A 15,644-nucleotide genomic window follows, 5' to 3' on the forward strand; every position below is an offset into this window, starting at 1 on the left:
GATGCGTCGCACCTGCACCGACCCACAAGGTCCTCGCAGTTCTTTCTCCTGACCCCGGGCGCCCCCACAAGGGGCGCCGCCTCTCAACCACAACGCAGCGCAACGAGATGCTGCACGGAAAAGGGATTCGACATGCTTGCCGCGCCTTACGCACCCGACGAATCCCTGCGCCTGGACGCCCTCCACCACCTGGAGATCCTCGACACCCCCGCCGACCACTACCTGGATACGCTGACGCGCCTGGCCCGCGAGCTGTTCAATGCCGACGCGGCCTCCATCACCCTGATTGACCAGGAGCGGCAGTGGTTCAAGGCGCGGGCGGGCCACCTGAACTGCGAAACCCCCAGGAGCACGTCGTTCTGCGGGCACACCATCCTGCTGTCGGAGGCGTTCCAGGTGCCGGACACCACCTGCGACGAACGCTTCGCCGACAACCCGATGGTGATCGGCCCGCCGTACCTGCGCTTCTACGCCGGCTACCCCATCCATGCGGCAAACGGCCAGGCGGTTGGTGCCTTGTGCATCACCGACATCAAGCCGCGCCACCTCGACGAAACCGAGATCAGACGGCTCAAGGAGCTTGCGGTGCTTGCCGAGGGCTACATCCAGCTGCGCAGCCTCAGCGAGCACACCCACACCCTGAGAGAGGCCATCGGGCGTGAGCAGCGCAAGGCCATGCTCGACCCCTTGACGCAGTTGTGGAACCGCCGGGGGCTGGAGCATTTCTACCCCCTGCTGCACCACCGTGCGGCAGCCAGGGGCCAGTCACTCGGCGTCATCTACGGCGACCTTGACCATTTCAAGCACGTCAATGACCGGCACGGCCACGCCATGGGCGACGTCGTCCTGTGGGAAAGCGCACGCCGGCTGAAATCCCAGCTGCGTCCCGATGATGTGCTCGCGCGGATCGGCGGCGAAGAGTTCGTCGTGCTCGTCTGCGTGCTCGACGGCGAAGAACTCGCCCAGGTTGCCGAACGCCTGCGCCAGGCCGTGAGTGCCACCCCCATGGCACACAAGGCCACGTACCTGACCCAGACCGCCAGCTTCGGGGCCACCCTGGCCGGCACCGGCGAAAGCCATGCTGCGGCCCTGGAGCGTGCCGACACGGCGCTGTACCTGGCCAAGCGCAACGGCCGGGATCGCGTCGAACGGGCCTGAAAGCGCCGGCTACGGCGGCGCCTCGCACCATCGGCCAAAGCCTCCACGAGCGTGATGCATGCCGATAATCGGCTGACGAAAGCAGCAGTGCTTGAACGGACATATGGATTTCCATATATTCGCTTTCCCATATATCCGGACCCTGCCGCCATGATCGCTCCACCCGACCTGTTCAAGTGCCTGGCCGACCCGACGCGGGCCCGCGCGACGCTGCTCATCGCCCAGGAGGGCGAGCTGTGCGTGTGCGAGCTGGTGTGCGCGCTGGGGGACAGCCAGCCGAAGATCAGCCGCCACCTGGCGCAACTGCGCGCCGCCGGGCTGCTGCTGGATCGCCGCCAGGGCCAGTGGGTGTACTACCGGCTGAACCCGGCCCTGCCCGCCTGGGTGGGCGAGCTGCTGCAGGTGGCGCTGCGCGGCGCGGCCGAGTGGCTGGCGGCGGACGCGGTGCGGCTGCACGGCATGGAAGGGCGCCCGGGGCAGGCCGCCGCCTGCTGCCCGGCGTGCTGAGGAGGTGGCCATGCTGATTGCCTTGGCGGTCTTTCTCTTCACCCTGCTGCTGGTCATCTGGCAGCCGCGCGGGCTGGGCGTGGGCTGGAGCGCGAGCCTGGGTGCGCTGATCGCACTGGCGGTGGGCGCGGTGTCGCTGCAGGACATCCCCACCGTGTGGGCCATCGTCTGGAACGCCACGGCCACCTTCATCGCGGTGATCGTCATCAGCCTGCTGCTGGACGAGGCCGGCTTCTTCGAGTGGGCGGCGCTGCACGTGGCGCGCTGGGCCAAGGGCAGCGGGGCGCGGCTGTTCGCCTACTGCATCCTGCTGGGGGCGGCGGTGTCGGCGCTGTTCGCCAACGACGGCGCGGCGCTGATCCTCACCCCCATCGTCATGTCGATGCTGCTGGCGCTGCGTTTCTCCCCGGCCACCACCCTGGCCTTCGTGATGGCGGCGGGCTTCATCGCCGACACTGCGAGCCTGCCGCTGGTGGTGTCGAACCTGGTGAACATCGTCTCGGCCGACTACTTCGGCCTGGGCTTCGCCGAATACGCCTCGGTGATGGTGCCGGTGAACCTGGCCAGCGTGGCGGCGACCCTGGCGGTGCTGTACCTGTTCTTCCGCCGTGACATCCCGGCGCGCTACCCGGTGGAGGCGCTGAAGGCCCCCGAGGCGGCCATCCGCGACCGCGCCACCTTCGTCACCGGCGGCTGGATGCTGCTGGTGCTGCTGATCGGGCTGTTCGCCCTGGAGCCGCTCGGCGTGCCCATCAGCGCGGTGGCGGCGGCCTGTGCGGTGCTGCTGTTCATCGTCGCCGCGCGGAGCCATGTGATCGCCACGCGCAAGGTGCTGCGCGAGGCGCCCTGGCAGGTGGTGGTGTTCTCCCTGGGCATGTACCTGGTGGTCTACGGGCTGAAGAACGCCGGCCTCACCGACGGCCTCACCGCCCTGCTCGACCGCTTCGCCGAGCACGGCGTGTGGGGCGCGGCGCTGGGCACCGGGCTGCTCTCGGCGGGCTTGTCGTCGGTGATGAACAACATGCCCAGCGTGCTGGTGGGGGCGCTGTCGATCCAGGCCAGCGCCAGCGAGGGCGTGGTGCGCGAGGCGATGATCTACGCCAACGTCATCGGCTGCGACCTGGGGCCGAAGATCACCCCCATCGGCAGCCTCGCCACCCTGCTCTGGCTCCACGTGCTGGCGCGCAAGGGCGTGCGCATCACCTGGGGCTACTACTTCCGCGTGGGCATCCTGCTGACCCTGCCGGTGCTGCTCATCACCCTCTCCGCCCTGGCCCTGCGCCTGGGGCTCTGACCTTGCGAGAACCCGCCATGCGTGTCCTGTTCATGTGCACCGCCAACAGCTGCCGCAGCATCCTCTCCGAGGCGCTGTTCAACCACCTCGCCCCGGACGGCTTCGAAGCGGTGAGCGCCGGCAGCCACCCCAAGGGCCAGGTCCTGCCGCGCAGCCTGACCACCCTCGCCCGTGCCGGCATCGCCACCGACGGCTTGAGCAGCAAGGGCAACGACGCCTTCGAACACAACCCGCCGGACATCGTGGTGACCGTGTGCGACAACGCCGCCGGCGAAGCCTGCCCGGTCTACTTCGGCCCGGCGCTGAAGACCCACTGGGGCCTGGCCGACCCGTCCGACGTGCAGGGCAGCGACGCCGAGGTGGACGCCGCCTTCGACGCCACCCTGCAACGCATCGAAGCCCGCTGCCGCGCCTTCTTCGCCCTGCCCTTCGCCCAACTCGACCGCCCCGCCCTGCAAGCCGAACTCGACCGCATCGGCCGGCTTTGAGCCGGCCGATCGCCGGGCTGGCGTAGGGGGGATCGCGCTTCATCGATCCGCCGCTTCCCTGGGCTGAAGCCCAGGCTACGGGGCGTCACCACGGGGTTTGAGGCGCACCAGCTCGCTCACCCGCGCGGGACCGATGCGGTTCGCCAAGCTCACCGCATCCTACGGGCCCGCCTAGGGCTACGTGGGCATTGCCACGTGGTTCGTAGGATGTGCTGAGGCACGAAGCGCATCACGCCAAGGTACGCACTGATACCGCGATGGCTCCCGGTCCGGATTACAGGCTTCAACTCACCAGCAGCCGGGTTGGCATCAGCGCGCAAACACCGCCGGCTCGCCAGAGCCGCAAGTAGCGAGCCAGGTCGATGTCCAGGTCGAAAAGGGGTTGGACGATATACCAGGCCAGGTAGTAATCGGCGGCCAACCCATAAAGCGCTTCATGCAGCCCATAGGCCGCCTCGGTATGCAGCGTCTTTCGTGCACGGATTTCGTCCCCGAGCCGGTCGAACACCCAAAGCTCGGGAATGTCCTGCATTCGTGCGGCATGAACCTCGTCGCGGGTGGCGGCAACAACCTTCGCGGTACGGCAGATCGCCGCCAGCTCCTCGTCTCCAAAGGCCTCGCATACCCGCGCCAGCTCGCGCAGCCAAGCCTCTCCGAGTGTCAGGCGTTCGGCCAGGCCGCACTCCTTTCGGGGCAGCAGGTAGAGCGCATTCTCCAGCGCCCCTGACGAGATGACGTCCCAGGCTCTTCGGCTCATTTCGTCCGCGTCGGGGAAGTAGCGAAATACCTGGCGAATGGCCTCGGGGTCACGGCATGCCTTGAGCAAGCCGAGAAAGTGGCTCTTGTCGAACGACGCCCGCCCTTCGCAGAAGGCGCACCAGTCCTCCAGTAAGGAAGTCATGGGCGGCACCCTGCGAGCCTGCGCACGGGCCGCTCACTCCTGATCGAGGTAGGCAATCCGCGTAGCGCCTCCGCTTTGCAGAATGAGGCCCGCGCGAACATCCGGAAGCAGGACTGCGCGGGAGCGCTCAGTGTTGGCCTTGTAGCGCCAGGCAACGCCGTTGCGGAGGTCTACCAGCTCGATACGACCCCGTGTCGACTCGGTTCCTGCCAGCACCATCCAGGGCTCCCCAGGGGTATGGGAGGCCCAGTTGAGGGTCTGCAGGGAAATGGGGAACCGACGCAGAGGCTTCAGCTCCTGAGGGTCCCATTCCACCACCTCACCCAATACGTCACGCCCGGCACCTTCCGGGATACGGTTCGCTGCCACCAAGCGCCGGTCGTCATCGAACCACGCCAGGTCGAGCACGTCGCTGCGAGGCGCACTGTTGTAGGGGTCAGCCTGCTTGACGACTTCCAGCCTGGGCACTTCGTCTTCGCCCACGACCAGACGCAAGGTGAATACCTTGCCGTCGCCACCACCCACCGCGATCAAGCCGTTTGTGGCGTTGACGGCCAGTGCCGTGATCAGGCTGGTTTTCAACGACAAGCGGGTACCCACTCCTTTCCGCTGAGCGAAGTCATAGAGAAGTAGGTCGGACGTGTCGCTGATCAGGAAGAGGTGCTTCTGCGGCAGCGCAGCCAACGGGCCTGGCGCCCATAGGCCCGACACGGTTGCACGCAGCTCTCCGGTGGCGGCATCCCAGATACGAACGCCGGAGCTCGGGTCAATGGCATTGTTATCGAAGCGCGAGGCACTCAGCACGATGCCATCGTCATGGCCAAAGGCCAGGAACTCCGGACGCGCCGGATGCCCCTGCACGGCAATGCGGCGACCGGATTCGCGAGTGCTCCAGATTTCCACACGCCCGCTCTCACGCCCTACAGCCAACACCCCGAGCTGCGCATCGAACTGAGCGGTCGAGGCGGAGTCATCTCCACGCTTGTTCACATCGATGAATGTCTGGATGAAGGACGGGTCCACGGGTTCGCTACAGGCCAGCAGCCCAGCTCCCAGGAGGCCTCCCAGAACCAGCCGCCATGACAGGCGCGCGACACGTCGACACCAGGTCTTACATTGCATATCCCTTGCTCCAACGGCTTCCCTGAAGGTCGCGACACTATCACGCTCGCTGGCCGTCACAGCGGAACCGTTGCACCTTTCCGCGCCATCGCTGATCCGCCCTCCACAACACGTCTCCGCGCTTGGGTCTCGCGGGGACCGGATCCGCCTGTGTCTGGGGCGTGATGGCGGTGTTCCGTCCACCTGCCTGCTGTGGAACAGCCGATCAACAGCCTGCACTGCGGGGCAACAGGCCGGTGACCACGGCGGAGCTGTGGAAAACACCCTGATCGCCACGGAACACGGGGCTCTGGAGCCTGCGGCACGGCCCCTGCAAAAGGGTGGGAGACGACCGCTACGGTCCCTTTCACACCCAGGAGCCCTTCCATGACTGCCCAGCAAAAGACCCTGCCCGCCGCCCTGTCCACCGGTACCGACTACGAGGCGCTGGCCCAGCGCTTCCGCCCGATCTTCGCGCGCATCGCCGAGGGCGCGGTGGCCCGCGAGCGCGAGCGCACCCTGCCCTACGAACCCATCCGCTGGCTGAAGGAGGCCGGCTTCGGCGCGGTGCGCATCCCGGTGGCCTTCGGCGGTGCGGGGGCTTCGCTGCCACAGCTGTTCCAGTTGCTGATCGAGCTGGCCGAGGCGGACTCCAACGTGCCCCAGGCGCTGCGCGGCCATTTCGCCTTCGTCGAGGACCGCCTCAACGCCCAGGCCCATGCGTCCCAGGCCCTGTGGTTCGAGCGCTTCGTCGCCGGTGACCTGGTGGGCTGCGCCTGGACCGAGGTGGGCGCGGTGAAGATCGGCGACGTGATCACCCGGGTCAGCCGCAAGGGCGACCAGTGGGTGGTCAACGGCACCAAGTACTACAGCACCGGCAGCCTGTTCTCCGACTGGATCGACCTGTTCGCCCGCCGCGACGACAACGGCCGCGACGTGATCGCAGCCATCAGCACCCACCAGGCCGGTGTGCAGCAGCAGGACGACTGGGACGGTTTCGGCCAGCGCACCACCGGCAGCGGCACTTCGGTGTTCAAGGATGCGGTGGTGGAGGAAGCCAACCTGATCGACTTCGCCGAGCGCTTCCGTTACCAGACGGCGTTCTACCAGCTGGTGCTGCTGGCGGTGCTGGCCGGCTCCGGGCGTGGCGCCCTGCGGGACTTCGCTGACGAGGTGAGTCGCCGCACCCGGGTGTTCAGCCACGGCAACGCCTCGGCGGTGAGCGAGGACCCGCAGGTGCAGCAGGTGATCGGCAAGGCCTCCGGCCAGGTCTACGCCGCCGAGGCGGCCACCCTGCGCGCGGCGGAGGCCGCCCAGCGGGCCTACCTGGCGCACTTCGCCGGGGACGACGAGGCCGAGCGCCTGGCCAACGTGCATGCCGAACTGGAGTCGGCCCAGGCCCAGGTGGCCGCTGTGGAGCTGGTGCTGCGCGCCACCAGCGACCTGTTCAACGCCCTCGGCGCCTCGGCCACCAGCGTCAGCCGTCAGCTCGACCGCCACTGGCGCAACGCCCGCACGGCGGCCTCCCACAACCCGGTGATCTACAAGGAGCGCATCGTCGGCGACTGGCACGTCAACGGCACCGAACCGCCCTACGTGTGGCAGATCGGCGGCGGCAGCCGCCAGGGGTGAGCGTGCCGGGGCAGTGATTCCGTGCTGGGAGCGATGCGGTTCGCTGAGCTCACCGCATCCTACGGGCCCGCCCGGAATACGCGGGCATCGCCACGTGGTCCGTAGGATGTGCTGAGGTACGAAGCGCATCACGCTGCGCAGGCCGTGCTCCTGTGCGGGAACCGATGCGGTTCGCCGAGCTCACCGCATCCTACGGGCCCGCCTGGGCTATGAGGGCATTGCCACGTGGTCCGTAGGATGTGCTGAGGAACGAAGCGCATCGCGCTGCGCAGGCCGTGCTCCTGTGCGGGGACCGATGCGGTTCGCCGAGCTCACCGCATCCTACGGGCCCGCCCAGGCTACATGGGCGTTGCCACGTGGTCCGTAGGATGTGCTGAGGTACGAAGCGCATCACGTTACGCAGGCAATGCCCCCGTGCGGGGACCGATGCGGTTCGCCGAGCTCACCGCATCCTACGGACCTGCCAGGGCTACGAGCGCATCGCGCCGAGGCACGAAAACGCCCCGGGTGATGACCCGGGGCGTTTCGGTGGGGCGGTGTCAGAGCCGGCCGAGTTCCTGGGCGGTGCGGTCGAGGGCCTTGCGGGTCTTTTCCACCAGCTCGTCCAGTTCGGCGCGGGTGGCCACCAGGGCGGGGGCCATGATCATGCGGCCGAGGGTGGAGCGGATGATCACGCCTTCTTCGAAGCCGAGGGTGCGGCAGCGCCAGGCGATGTCGTTCTCGTTGTCGAAGCGCTTGCGGGTGGCCTTGTCTTCGGCGAGCTGCAGGGCGGCGACCAGGCCGGTGCCCTGGATGTCGCCCACCAGCGGGTGGTTGCCGAACACTTCGCGCAGGCACTGCTGCAGGTAGGGGCCGGTGTCGGCCTTGACCTGGCGGACCACGCCTTCGTCACGCAAGGCCTTGAGGTTGGCGATGGCCACGGCGGCGGCCACCGGGTGGCCGGAGTAGGTCAGGCCGTGGGCGAAGACGCCGCCCTGCTCCACCAGGACTTCGGCCATGCGCTTGCTCAGCACCAGGCCGCCCATGGGGATGTAGCCGCTGGTGAGGCCCTTGGCGATGGAGAGGGTGTCCGGCTGGAAGCCGAAGTGCTGGTGGGCGAACCATTCGCCGGTGCGGCCGAAGCCACCGATCACTTCGTCGGCGCACAGCAGCACGTCGTACTTCCGGCAGATGCGCTGGATCTCGGGCCAGTAGGACTCCGGCGGGAAGATCATGCCGCCGGCGCCCTGGAAGGGTTCGGCGACGAAGGCAGCGACCTTGTCGGCGCCCAGTTCGAGGATCTTCTCTTCCAGCTGGCGGGCGGCGCGCAGGCCGAATTCCTCGGGGCTGAGGTCGCCGCCCTGGGCGTACCAGTAGGGTTCGTCGATGTGTTCGAAGTCCGGCAGCATGCCACCCATTTCGTGCATGAACTTCATGCCGCCGAGGGCGGTGGAGCCGAGGGTGGAGCCGTGGTAGCCGTTCCAGCGCCCGATCATGATGCGCTTCTCGGGCTTGCCGAGGATCTGCCAGTAACGGCGCACGGTGCGGATCAGCACCTCGTTGGCCTCGGAGCCGGAGTTGGTGTAGACGGCGTGGCTGTAGTGGCCGGGCAGCAGGCTGAAGAGCAGCTCGGAGAGTTCGATCACCGCCGGGTGGGTGGTGTGGAAGAACATGTTGTAGTACGGCAGCTGCTCCAGCTGCTGCGAGGCGGCGGCGGCGAGGTCCTTGCGGCCGTAGCCGAGGTTGGTGCACCACAGGCCGGACATGCCATCCAGGTAGCGCTTGCCGTCGTTGTCCCAGAGGTGCAGGCGGTCGCCGCCGACGATCACGCGCGGCCCTTCGGCGTTGAGCGCCTTCTGGTCGAGGAAGGCGTGGATGTGGTGGGCCGCGTCAGCCGCCTGGTAGTCGCGGGTATCACGTTGGGCCTGGAATGGGGCGTTCATGTCGGTGTCTCCTTTCTCCCCTTGCGGGGGCGTTGCGGGTTCGTGTTGATGCGGCTCACTGGGCGGCAGGCAGGGGCTCGGGGCGGAACAGCGGCTTGCCCATCACCCATTTGATCCAGGCCACGGCGATCAGCGACACCAGGCCCAGCACCACGCCGGCGATGCCGAAGATCTTCCCGGTCATGTCCGGGCTCGGCGAGGCGTAGGCGATTGCATAGAGCATGCCGCCGATGCCGAACAGCTGCGGCAGCGGGTAGAACGGCGTGCGGAACGGCCGGGCGATGGCCGGGTAGCGGCGGCGCAGGGCGATCACGTCGAGGTGGACGATGATGTACGCCAGCAGCCAGGCCAGTGCGGCGGCCAGCAGCAGCAGGTTGATGGAGGCGGCGTCCTGGCCCATGGCGAGGATCGGCAGGCCGGTGATGGCGGCGACGAACAGCACCGCCACCCAGGGGGTGCGGGCACGCGGGCTGAGCCGTTTGAACTGCGGGAACGCCTGGCCGTTCTGGGCCATGCCGTAGAGCATGCGCGGGATGGCCGCCAGCGAGGTGTTGAGGGTGCTGCAGGTGGCGGTGACGGCGGCGATCACCAGGAACACTTCGCCGGACTCGCCGAACACCGTGGTGGCGAACAGGTAGTGCGGCAGGGCATCGGTGGTCAGCGCCTCGGCCGGCAGCATGAACAGCGCGCCCAGGCAGTACAGGGCGATGGTGAGGAAGATGACGGTGAGGCCGATGATCATCGAGCGCGGGATGTTGCGTTCGGGGCGCTTGGTCTCCTCCACCAGCGGGCAGACGAACTCGGCGCCGACGAAGCCCCACACGGCCATGGCGGTGAGGGTCAGCACGCCGGCGCCCATGGGGTTCCAGTCACCGTGCAGCACGCTGCTGGCGGTGGTGCCCGGGGCGCCCTTGGCGATGGCGGCGATGCCCAGCACCAGCAGGACGATGACCATCACCACCGCCAGGGCGGTCTGCAGCCTGGCGAAGATGTCGATGCCCAGGAGGTTGAGCACGGTGAACAGGCCGAGCACGCCGAAGGCGACGCTGAAGGGCGGGAACACGTCGGGGTAGACCTTGCCGATGATCAGGTCGAGCAGCAGCAGCTCGGCGGAGAGGGCGAACATCGCCACCACCACGTAGCCGGAGAAGGTGGCGAGGATGGCCGGGAAGTGCCCCAGGGCCACTTCGGTGTAGCTGGACAGGCCGCCGGCGCGGGGGATCATCAGCGCCAGTTCGGAGAACGAGAAGGCGTAGCTCAGCGCCAGCAGCCAGGCCAGCCCCAGCGGCACCAGGAAGCCCAGGCCGGAGAGGCCGGCGCCTTGCAGCATCAGCACCATCACGCCCTGGGACACCACCAGGCCGATGGCCACGGCGAGCAACGCGCCGAGCCCCAGCACCCGGCGGAACCCGCCGACTTCCTCCTGCCCCTGCACGGGCATGGACACACTTGCACTCATGACACCCTCCGATCTTGTCGTTGTTATGCGCCCGCCGGCCGGCGGGTCGGTGATGCAGGGCGCGGGCCGGCCGCGCCCTTGTGATCTCAGCGCGCGGCCCAGGCGTTGAAGCGCTCCTCCAGCTCCTCGCCGTGGTTGACCCAGAACTCGGCGCTCACCAGCTGGGCGTCGGCCAGGTTGGCCGGGGCGGTGGGCAGCTGGGCGCGGGTGGCCTCCGGCAGGGCATCCAGGGCGGCCTTGTTCACCGGGCCGTAGGGGATGCGGGTGGAGAACGCCTGCTGGTTCGGCGCCTGGCTGGCGAAGGCGATGAAGCGTTCGGCAGCGGCCTTGTTCGGGCTGCCGCGGACGATGGCCCAGTGGTCCGGGTCGTAGAGGTTGCCGGCCCAGACGATGGACAGCTTCGAGCCTTCCTGCTGGGCGGCGGCGATGCGCCCGTTGTAGGCGGCGGACATCACCACGTCGCCGGCCACCAGCCATTGCGGCGGCTGGGCGCCGGCTTCCCACCACTGGATGCTGGGCTTGATCTGGTCGAGCTTGCGGAAGGCGCGGGCGACGCCTTCGGGGGTCTCCAGCACGCGGTAGAGGTCGGCGGGCTTGACGCCGTCGGCCAGCAGCGCGGCTTCCAGGGTGTACTTGGCGCCCTTGCGCAGGCCGCGCTTGCCGGGGAAGCGCTGCAGGTCCCAGAAGTCGGCCCAGGAGGTGGGGGCGCTGCTCAGCCGGCTGGCGTCGTAGGCCAGCACCATGGACCAGACGTAGCTGGCCACGCCGCACTCGCTGACGGTGTTGGGGATGTACTGGCCGGGGTCGCCGATCACCGCCGGGTCGAGGCGCTCGAACAGGCCTTCCTCGCAGCCGCGAAGCAGCTCGGGGGACTCCACTTCGACCACGTCCCAGGTGACCTGGCCGATGTCGACCATGGCCTTCACCTTGGACAGTTCGCCGTTGTATTCGCCGGCCACCACGCGCGCGGCGCCGCTGGCTTCGAAGGGGCGGAAGTAGGCCGCGTCCTGGGCGGCCTTGGTGGCGCCGCCGAAGGAGATGACGGTGAGGCTGGCCGGGGCGGCCAGCACGGAACCGCTGAGGCCGGCCAGGGCGCTCAGGGCAAAAGCGGTACGACGCAAGGACATGCGCATGGGAACTCCCTCACTGCTTGTTGGGTTGTTGTCAGTTACGGAGGCAGTCATGACCCCGCGCGAACGCGGGGTGGATCGGGGCCGGTCGTCTGGGGCGACCTTGGTCCCCGCGCGGGCGAGGCCTACGCGGGGCCGGGGCGCAGCTGGAACCAGGTGGTCTTCAGCTGGCAGTACTTGTCGAAGGCGTGCAGCGACAGGTCGCGGCCGAAGCCGGACTGGCGGCCACCGCCGAAGGGCACGCTGACGTCGAGGGCGTCGACGGTGTTCACCGACACGGTGCCGGCCTTGAGGGCGCGGGCCACGCGGTGGGCGCGGTGCAGGTCGTCGCTCCAGACCGAGGCGGCGAGGCCGTAGACGCTGTCGTTGGCCAGGCGGATGGCTTCGTCTTCGTGGTCGAAGGTGCTGATGGCCAGCACCGGGCCGAAGACTTCCTCGCGGGCGAGGACGGTGTCGGGGCCGACGTCGGCGAACAGGGTCGGTTCGATGAAGTTGCTGGAGCCGTTGAAGGTCAGTTGCCGGCCGCCGGCGAGCAGCCGGGCGCCCTGGCCCTGGGCCTGTTCGATGAAGCCCATGATGCGCCGGGTCTGGCTGCTGTCGACGATGGCGCCGGCGCGGCTGGCCGGGTCCAGCGGGTCGCCGGGCATCCAGTCGCGGGCCCTGGCCAGCAGGCGTTCGATGAACTCGTCGCGGATGCTGCGCTGCACGTAGAGGCGCGAGTTGGCCGAGCACACTTCGCCCTGGTTGAAGAAGATGCCGAAGGCGGCCTTCTCGGCGGCGAGGTCGAGGTCGCGGCAGTCGTCGAACACCAGGTTGGGGCTCTTGCCACCGCACTCCAGCCAGACCTGCTTGAGGTTGGACTGGGCCGAATAGCCCATGAAGTACTTGCCCACCTGGGTGGAGCCGGTGAACACCAGGCAGTCCACGTCCGGGTGCAGGCCCAGGGCGCGGCCGGCCTGCTCGCCGAGGCCGGGCACCACGTTCAGCACGCCTTCGGGGATGCCCGCCTCCAGGGCCAGCTCGCCCAGGCGCAGGGCCGAGGCGGGGGACTGTTCGGCAGGCTTGAGCACCACGCTGTTGCCGACGGCCAGGGCCGGGGCCAGCTTCCAGGCGGCCATGTCGAGGGGGAAGTTCCAGGGCACCACAGCGGCGACCACGCCCAGCGCTTCGCGGGTGATGGTGGCCAGGGCGTTGGGCGCGGTGGGCGCCACCTGGTCGTAGAGCTTGTCGAGGGATTCGGCGTACCAGGCGAAGACGTTGGCGGCGCCGGGCACGTCGATGGTGTAGGCGTCCATCACCGGCTTGCCCATGTCCAGCGAGTCCAGCAGGGCCAGCTCCTCGCGGTGGGCCAGCATCAGCTCGGCGAGGCGCAGCAGGATCTTCTTGCGCTCGGCCGGCGCCATGCGTGCCCAGGGGCCATGCTCGAAGGCCTGGCGGGCGCTGCGCACGGCGAGGTCGACGTCCGCCGTGTCGCAGGCGGCGACGCGGGCCAGCAGCTGGTTGGTCGCGGGGTTGATGGAATCGAAGGTGGCGCCGGAAGCGGCACTCACCAGGCGGCCGCCGATCAGGGCCTTGTCGATGATGGATTGCCGGGCGGCTCGCTGCTGCCAATAGCCGAGGTCGTACACGCTGCACCCCCTGTCGACCGTCTTCGCGGTCTGGTTGTCGTTCGGGTCGGGGCAGATGGTGCGCCAGCGGGGGCATGAGGAAAATTATTAAAAATATGCTCGCTAGCCATGAAAAAGCTCACCAGCCGATCGGCCCACCCGCTGCGGCCTGGGGTATGGTGCTGGCCTTCCGCTCCACGGGCGAGGCGCGGCCGGCACAGGTGGCACAGGCCGTCGAGACCGGGCTGCTGAGATCAGGCTGTTGAAACGAGGAGGAGTCCCATGGCGACCTACACCCTGCGGCAACTGAGGTACTTCGTGACCACGGTGGAATCCGGCAGCGTGGCCGAGGCGTCCCGCAAGCTCTACATCGCCCAGCCGTCCATCTCCACGGCCATCAAGGGGCTGGAGGAGAGCTTCGGCGTGCAGCTGTTCATCCGCCACCACGCCCAGGGCGTGTCGCTGACCCCCAGCGGCACGCGCTTCTACGAGAAGGCCCTGGAGCTGTTGCGGGTGGCGCGGGAGTTCGAGCAGAACGCCCTGGCGGACAACGACATCGTCGCCGGGCAGATCGACATCGGCTGCTTCGAGACGGTGGCGCCGCTCTACCTGCCGCAACTGATCGCGGGGTTCCGCGCGCTGTACCCGGGGGTGGACATCCGCATCCGCGACGGCGAGCAGCAGGAGCTGGTGCAGGGGCTGACCGCCGGCACCTTCGACCTGGCCTTCCTCTACGACCACGAGCTGGACAGCACCATCGCCACCGAGCCGCTGATGGCCCCGCAGAAGCCCTATGCGCTTCTGCCGGAACACCACCGCTTCGCCCGCCAGGCCCAGGTGTCGCTGCGCGACCTGTGCCTGGAGCCGATGATCCTGCTGGACGTGCAGCCGAGCCGCACCTACTTCGTCAGCCTGTTCCACGAGCTGGGGCTGACGCCCAACATCGTCTTCAGCTCGCCCTCCATCGAGATGGTGCGCGGCATGGTGGGCCAGGGTTTCGGCTTCTCCCTGCTGGTCACCCGCCCCCATTCCGAGTGCACCTACGACGGCCAGCGGGTGGTGTGCGTGGACATCACCGAACCGGTGGCCACCTCCGGCCTGGTGGCCGCACGCCTCAAACGCGCCCAGCTGACCAAGCCGGCCCAACTGTTCGTGGACTTCTGCCGCGAACGCCTGGGCCAACTGGCCCAGGCCCGCGAGGCCACGCCTCAGCCCTGAGTCCCGCGCCCACCGAAAGCAGCGAAGCGCTTGTTGAAGTGGGCAATGCGCCCCTCCGCCGCCACCTGGCGCTGCTGGCCGGTGTAGACCGGGTGCGACGCGCTGGACACGTCCAGCGCCACGTAGGGGTAGGTCTGGCCATCGCTGTGCACGTAGGTGCGGTCGGTTTCCACGGTGGAACCGATCAGGAAGAACGCATTGGCCGAGGTGTCGTGGAACAGCACAGGCCGGTAGTCGGGGTGAATGCCGGGTTTCATGGAGCCTCCGATGCAAATGTTATAAAGTTACGCATCCTGCGCTTGTCGAGAATGATTTTCAATATCTCGCTGTGCTAGCCATAACCCACTCGTCAGCTTCTCTCAGGAGCAAGACCCCAGTGCGCATCCCGAAACGACATCTGGCTCAAGCGTTGGAGCGGGGCAGCGCCCCTTCAGGAGGCCGAGCGCAGTCGTTGCGCAGGGGGACGAGCGGCATGGATGCCGCGAGAGGCGCGCCAGGCCACGGATGGCCCATCGCGCCGGCCCCCGAAGCAACGATGGAGCGAGGGGAGTCCCGCGAAGCGGGACCCGGATGCAGGGGCGAGCCCTTTTGGTTACTTTTCTGGGCGATTGAGAAAAGTGACTCGCCCGGCGGGGCGAAACAGAAAACATCGACAGAACTCGATAACCAACCTGGCTCCGCGCTCACTCAACCCCCGGGAACGCTCTATCCATGAACATCCCGCGTCTCGCCCTCCTGACCACCCTCCCCCTCCTCCTGCTGCCGCCCCTGTCCCAAGCCGCCCTCCCCATCCCCCTGGGCCCACTCCCCCACTGCACCCGCAGCGCCACCCTGATGCACTGCAACGACGGCCAGGGCGGCTTCTACGGCATGGCCATCCAGGGCAACGACCTCCACCTGCGCGGCCACGACGGCCAGACCGGCCTCGGCTGGGCCCAGACCAGCACACGCTTCGGCCGCCTGCTGCTGCTCAGCGGCATCAGCAGCGACGGCACCGTGTGGTTCGGCTTTGGCCGGCGCATGGGCTGGAACGTGATGAACCGCCTCTCCACCTCCGCCGGCGACCGCATACGGCTCTCCTGCAACCGCCTGAAAGGCTGCGACTGACCTCCGGGCGGGACCATTGCGCACCGGGCTGGTGCAGCGGCGACAAAACTGGCACCGATCCCGTCGTGCGGCTTGTCGGCGGGCCCGCGCTTGCGGTATCAGTGCATTCGCCCGCCCCTG

Annotated in this window: 14 protein-coding genes; 7 read left to right on the plus strand and 7 right to left on the minus strand. The window is 68.3% G+C overall.

From position 1 onward, the window contains the following. Window positions 1–132 precede the first annotated feature (132 nt). The 4 genes from PotMrB4_RS24670 (at window position 133) to PotMrB4_RS24685 (ending at window position 3,447) form a co-directional block, all read left to right on the plus strand. Window positions 133–1,158 (plus strand): sensor domain-containing diguanylate cyclase, encoded by a 1,026-nt coding sequence (locus PotMrB4_RS24670; protein WP_172434723.1) that lies wholly within the window; start codon window positions 133–135, stop codon window positions 1,156–1,158. 150 nt (window positions 1,159–1,308) lie between these two features. Continuing rightward, window positions 1,309–1,665, plus strand: a complete 357-nt coding sequence (locus tag PotMrB4_RS24675; protein WP_074970427.1) for a metalloregulator ArsR/SmtB family transcription factor — start codon at window positions 1,309–1,311, stop codon at window positions 1,663–1,665. 10 nt (window positions 1,666–1,675) lie between these two features. Then, window positions 1,676–2,959, plus strand: a complete 1,284-nt coding sequence (locus PotMrB4_RS24680) for an arsenic transporter (RefSeq protein ID WP_172434724.1) — start codon at window positions 1,676–1,678, stop codon at window positions 2,957–2,959. Window positions 2,960–2,976: 17 nt separating this feature from the next. Then, window positions 2,977–3,447 carry an arsenate reductase ArsC gene (locus PotMrB4_RS24685; RefSeq protein ID WP_044413622.1) on the plus strand — a complete coding sequence of 157 codons (471 nt, stop codon included), beginning with the start codon at window positions 2,977–2,979 and terminating at the stop codon, window positions 3,445–3,447. Between the two features lie 283 nt (window positions 3,448–3,730). On the opposite strand, the gene PotMrB4_RS24690 is transcribed toward PotMrB4_RS24685, so the two are convergent. Both PotMrB4_RS24690 and PotMrB4_RS24695 read right to left on the minus strand, forming a co-directional pair. Next, complete coding sequence (locus tag PotMrB4_RS24690) at window positions 3,731–4,348, minus strand: hypothetical protein (protein ID WP_172434725.1); 618 nt, start codon at window positions 4,346–4,348, stop codon at window positions 3,731–3,733. 33 nt (window positions 4,349–4,381) lie between these two features. Next, window positions 4,382–5,371, minus strand: coding sequence for a WD40 repeat domain-containing protein (locus PotMrB4_RS24695; protein WP_172434726.1), 990 nt, complete (start codon window positions 5,369–5,371; stop codon window positions 4,382–4,384). Window positions 5,372–5,836: 465 nt separating this feature from the next. Here PotMrB4_RS24695 and PotMrB4_RS24700 point away from each other — a divergent pair, with 465 nt between their 5' ends. After that, window positions 5,837–7,081: an acyl-CoA dehydrogenase family protein gene (locus PotMrB4_RS24700; RefSeq protein ID WP_172434727.1), complete on the plus strand. Its 1,245-nt coding sequence runs from the start codon at window positions 5,837–5,839 to the stop codon at window positions 7,079–7,081. A 539-nt stretch (window positions 7,082–7,620) separates the two neighbouring features. On the opposite strand, the gene PotMrB4_RS24705 is transcribed toward PotMrB4_RS24700, so the two are convergent. From PotMrB4_RS24705 to PotMrB4_RS24720, 4 genes are all read right to left on the minus strand, one after another. Continuing rightward, window positions 7,621–9,003, minus strand: a complete 1,383-nt coding sequence (locus tag PotMrB4_RS24705) for an aspartate aminotransferase family protein (RefSeq protein WP_044412827.1) — start codon at window positions 9,001–9,003, stop codon at window positions 7,621–7,623. A 55-nt stretch (window positions 9,004–9,058) separates the two neighbouring features. After that, the gene (locus PotMrB4_RS24710; RefSeq protein ID WP_139233724.1) at window positions 9,059–10,444 is read right to left on the minus strand and encodes an APC family permease; all 1,386 of its coding nucleotides are present in this window, start codon (window positions 10,442–10,444) and stop codon (window positions 9,059–9,061) included. 104 nt (window positions 10,445–10,548) lie between these two features. Then, complete coding sequence (locus tag PotMrB4_RS24715) at window positions 10,549–11,595, minus strand: ABC transporter substrate-binding protein (RefSeq protein WP_107331348.1); 1,047 nt, start codon at window positions 11,593–11,595, stop codon at window positions 10,549–10,551. A gap of 122 nt (window positions 11,596–11,717) precedes the next feature. Further along, on the minus strand, window positions 11,718–13,220 hold the full coding sequence (locus PotMrB4_RS24720; RefSeq protein WP_172434728.1) for an aldehyde dehydrogenase: 1,503 nt from the start codon (window positions 13,218–13,220) through the stop codon (window positions 11,718–11,720). Window positions 13,221–13,481: 261 nt separating this feature from the next. Here PotMrB4_RS24720 and PotMrB4_RS24725 point away from each other — a divergent pair, with 261 nt between their 5' ends. Further along, window positions 13,482–14,417 (plus strand): LysR family transcriptional regulator, encoded by a 936-nt coding sequence (locus tag PotMrB4_RS24725; RefSeq protein WP_044412836.1) that lies wholly within the window; start codon window positions 13,482–13,484, stop codon window positions 14,415–14,417. On the opposite strand, the gene PotMrB4_RS24730 is transcribed toward PotMrB4_RS24725, so the two are convergent. After that, on the minus strand, window positions 14,408–14,674 hold the full coding sequence (locus PotMrB4_RS24730; RefSeq protein ID WP_074974029.1) for a type B 50S ribosomal protein L31: 267 nt from the start codon (window positions 14,672–14,674) through the stop codon (window positions 14,408–14,410). The genes PotMrB4_RS24725 and PotMrB4_RS24730 overlap by 10 nt on opposite strands. Window positions 14,675–15,128: 454 nt before the next feature. Here PotMrB4_RS24730 and PotMrB4_RS24735 point away from each other — a divergent pair, with 454 nt between their 5' ends. Continuing rightward, window positions 15,129–15,524 (plus strand): hypothetical protein, encoded by a 396-nt coding sequence (locus PotMrB4_RS24735; protein ID WP_172434729.1) that lies wholly within the window; start codon window positions 15,129–15,131, stop codon window positions 15,522–15,524. The last annotated feature ends 120 nt before the right edge of the window (window positions 15,525–15,644 follow it).

This window comes from Metapseudomonas otitidis, from assembly GCF_011397855.1.
Classification (GTDB): Bacteria; Pseudomonadota; Gammaproteobacteria; order Pseudomonadales; family Pseudomonadaceae; genus Metapseudomonas; species Metapseudomonas otitidis.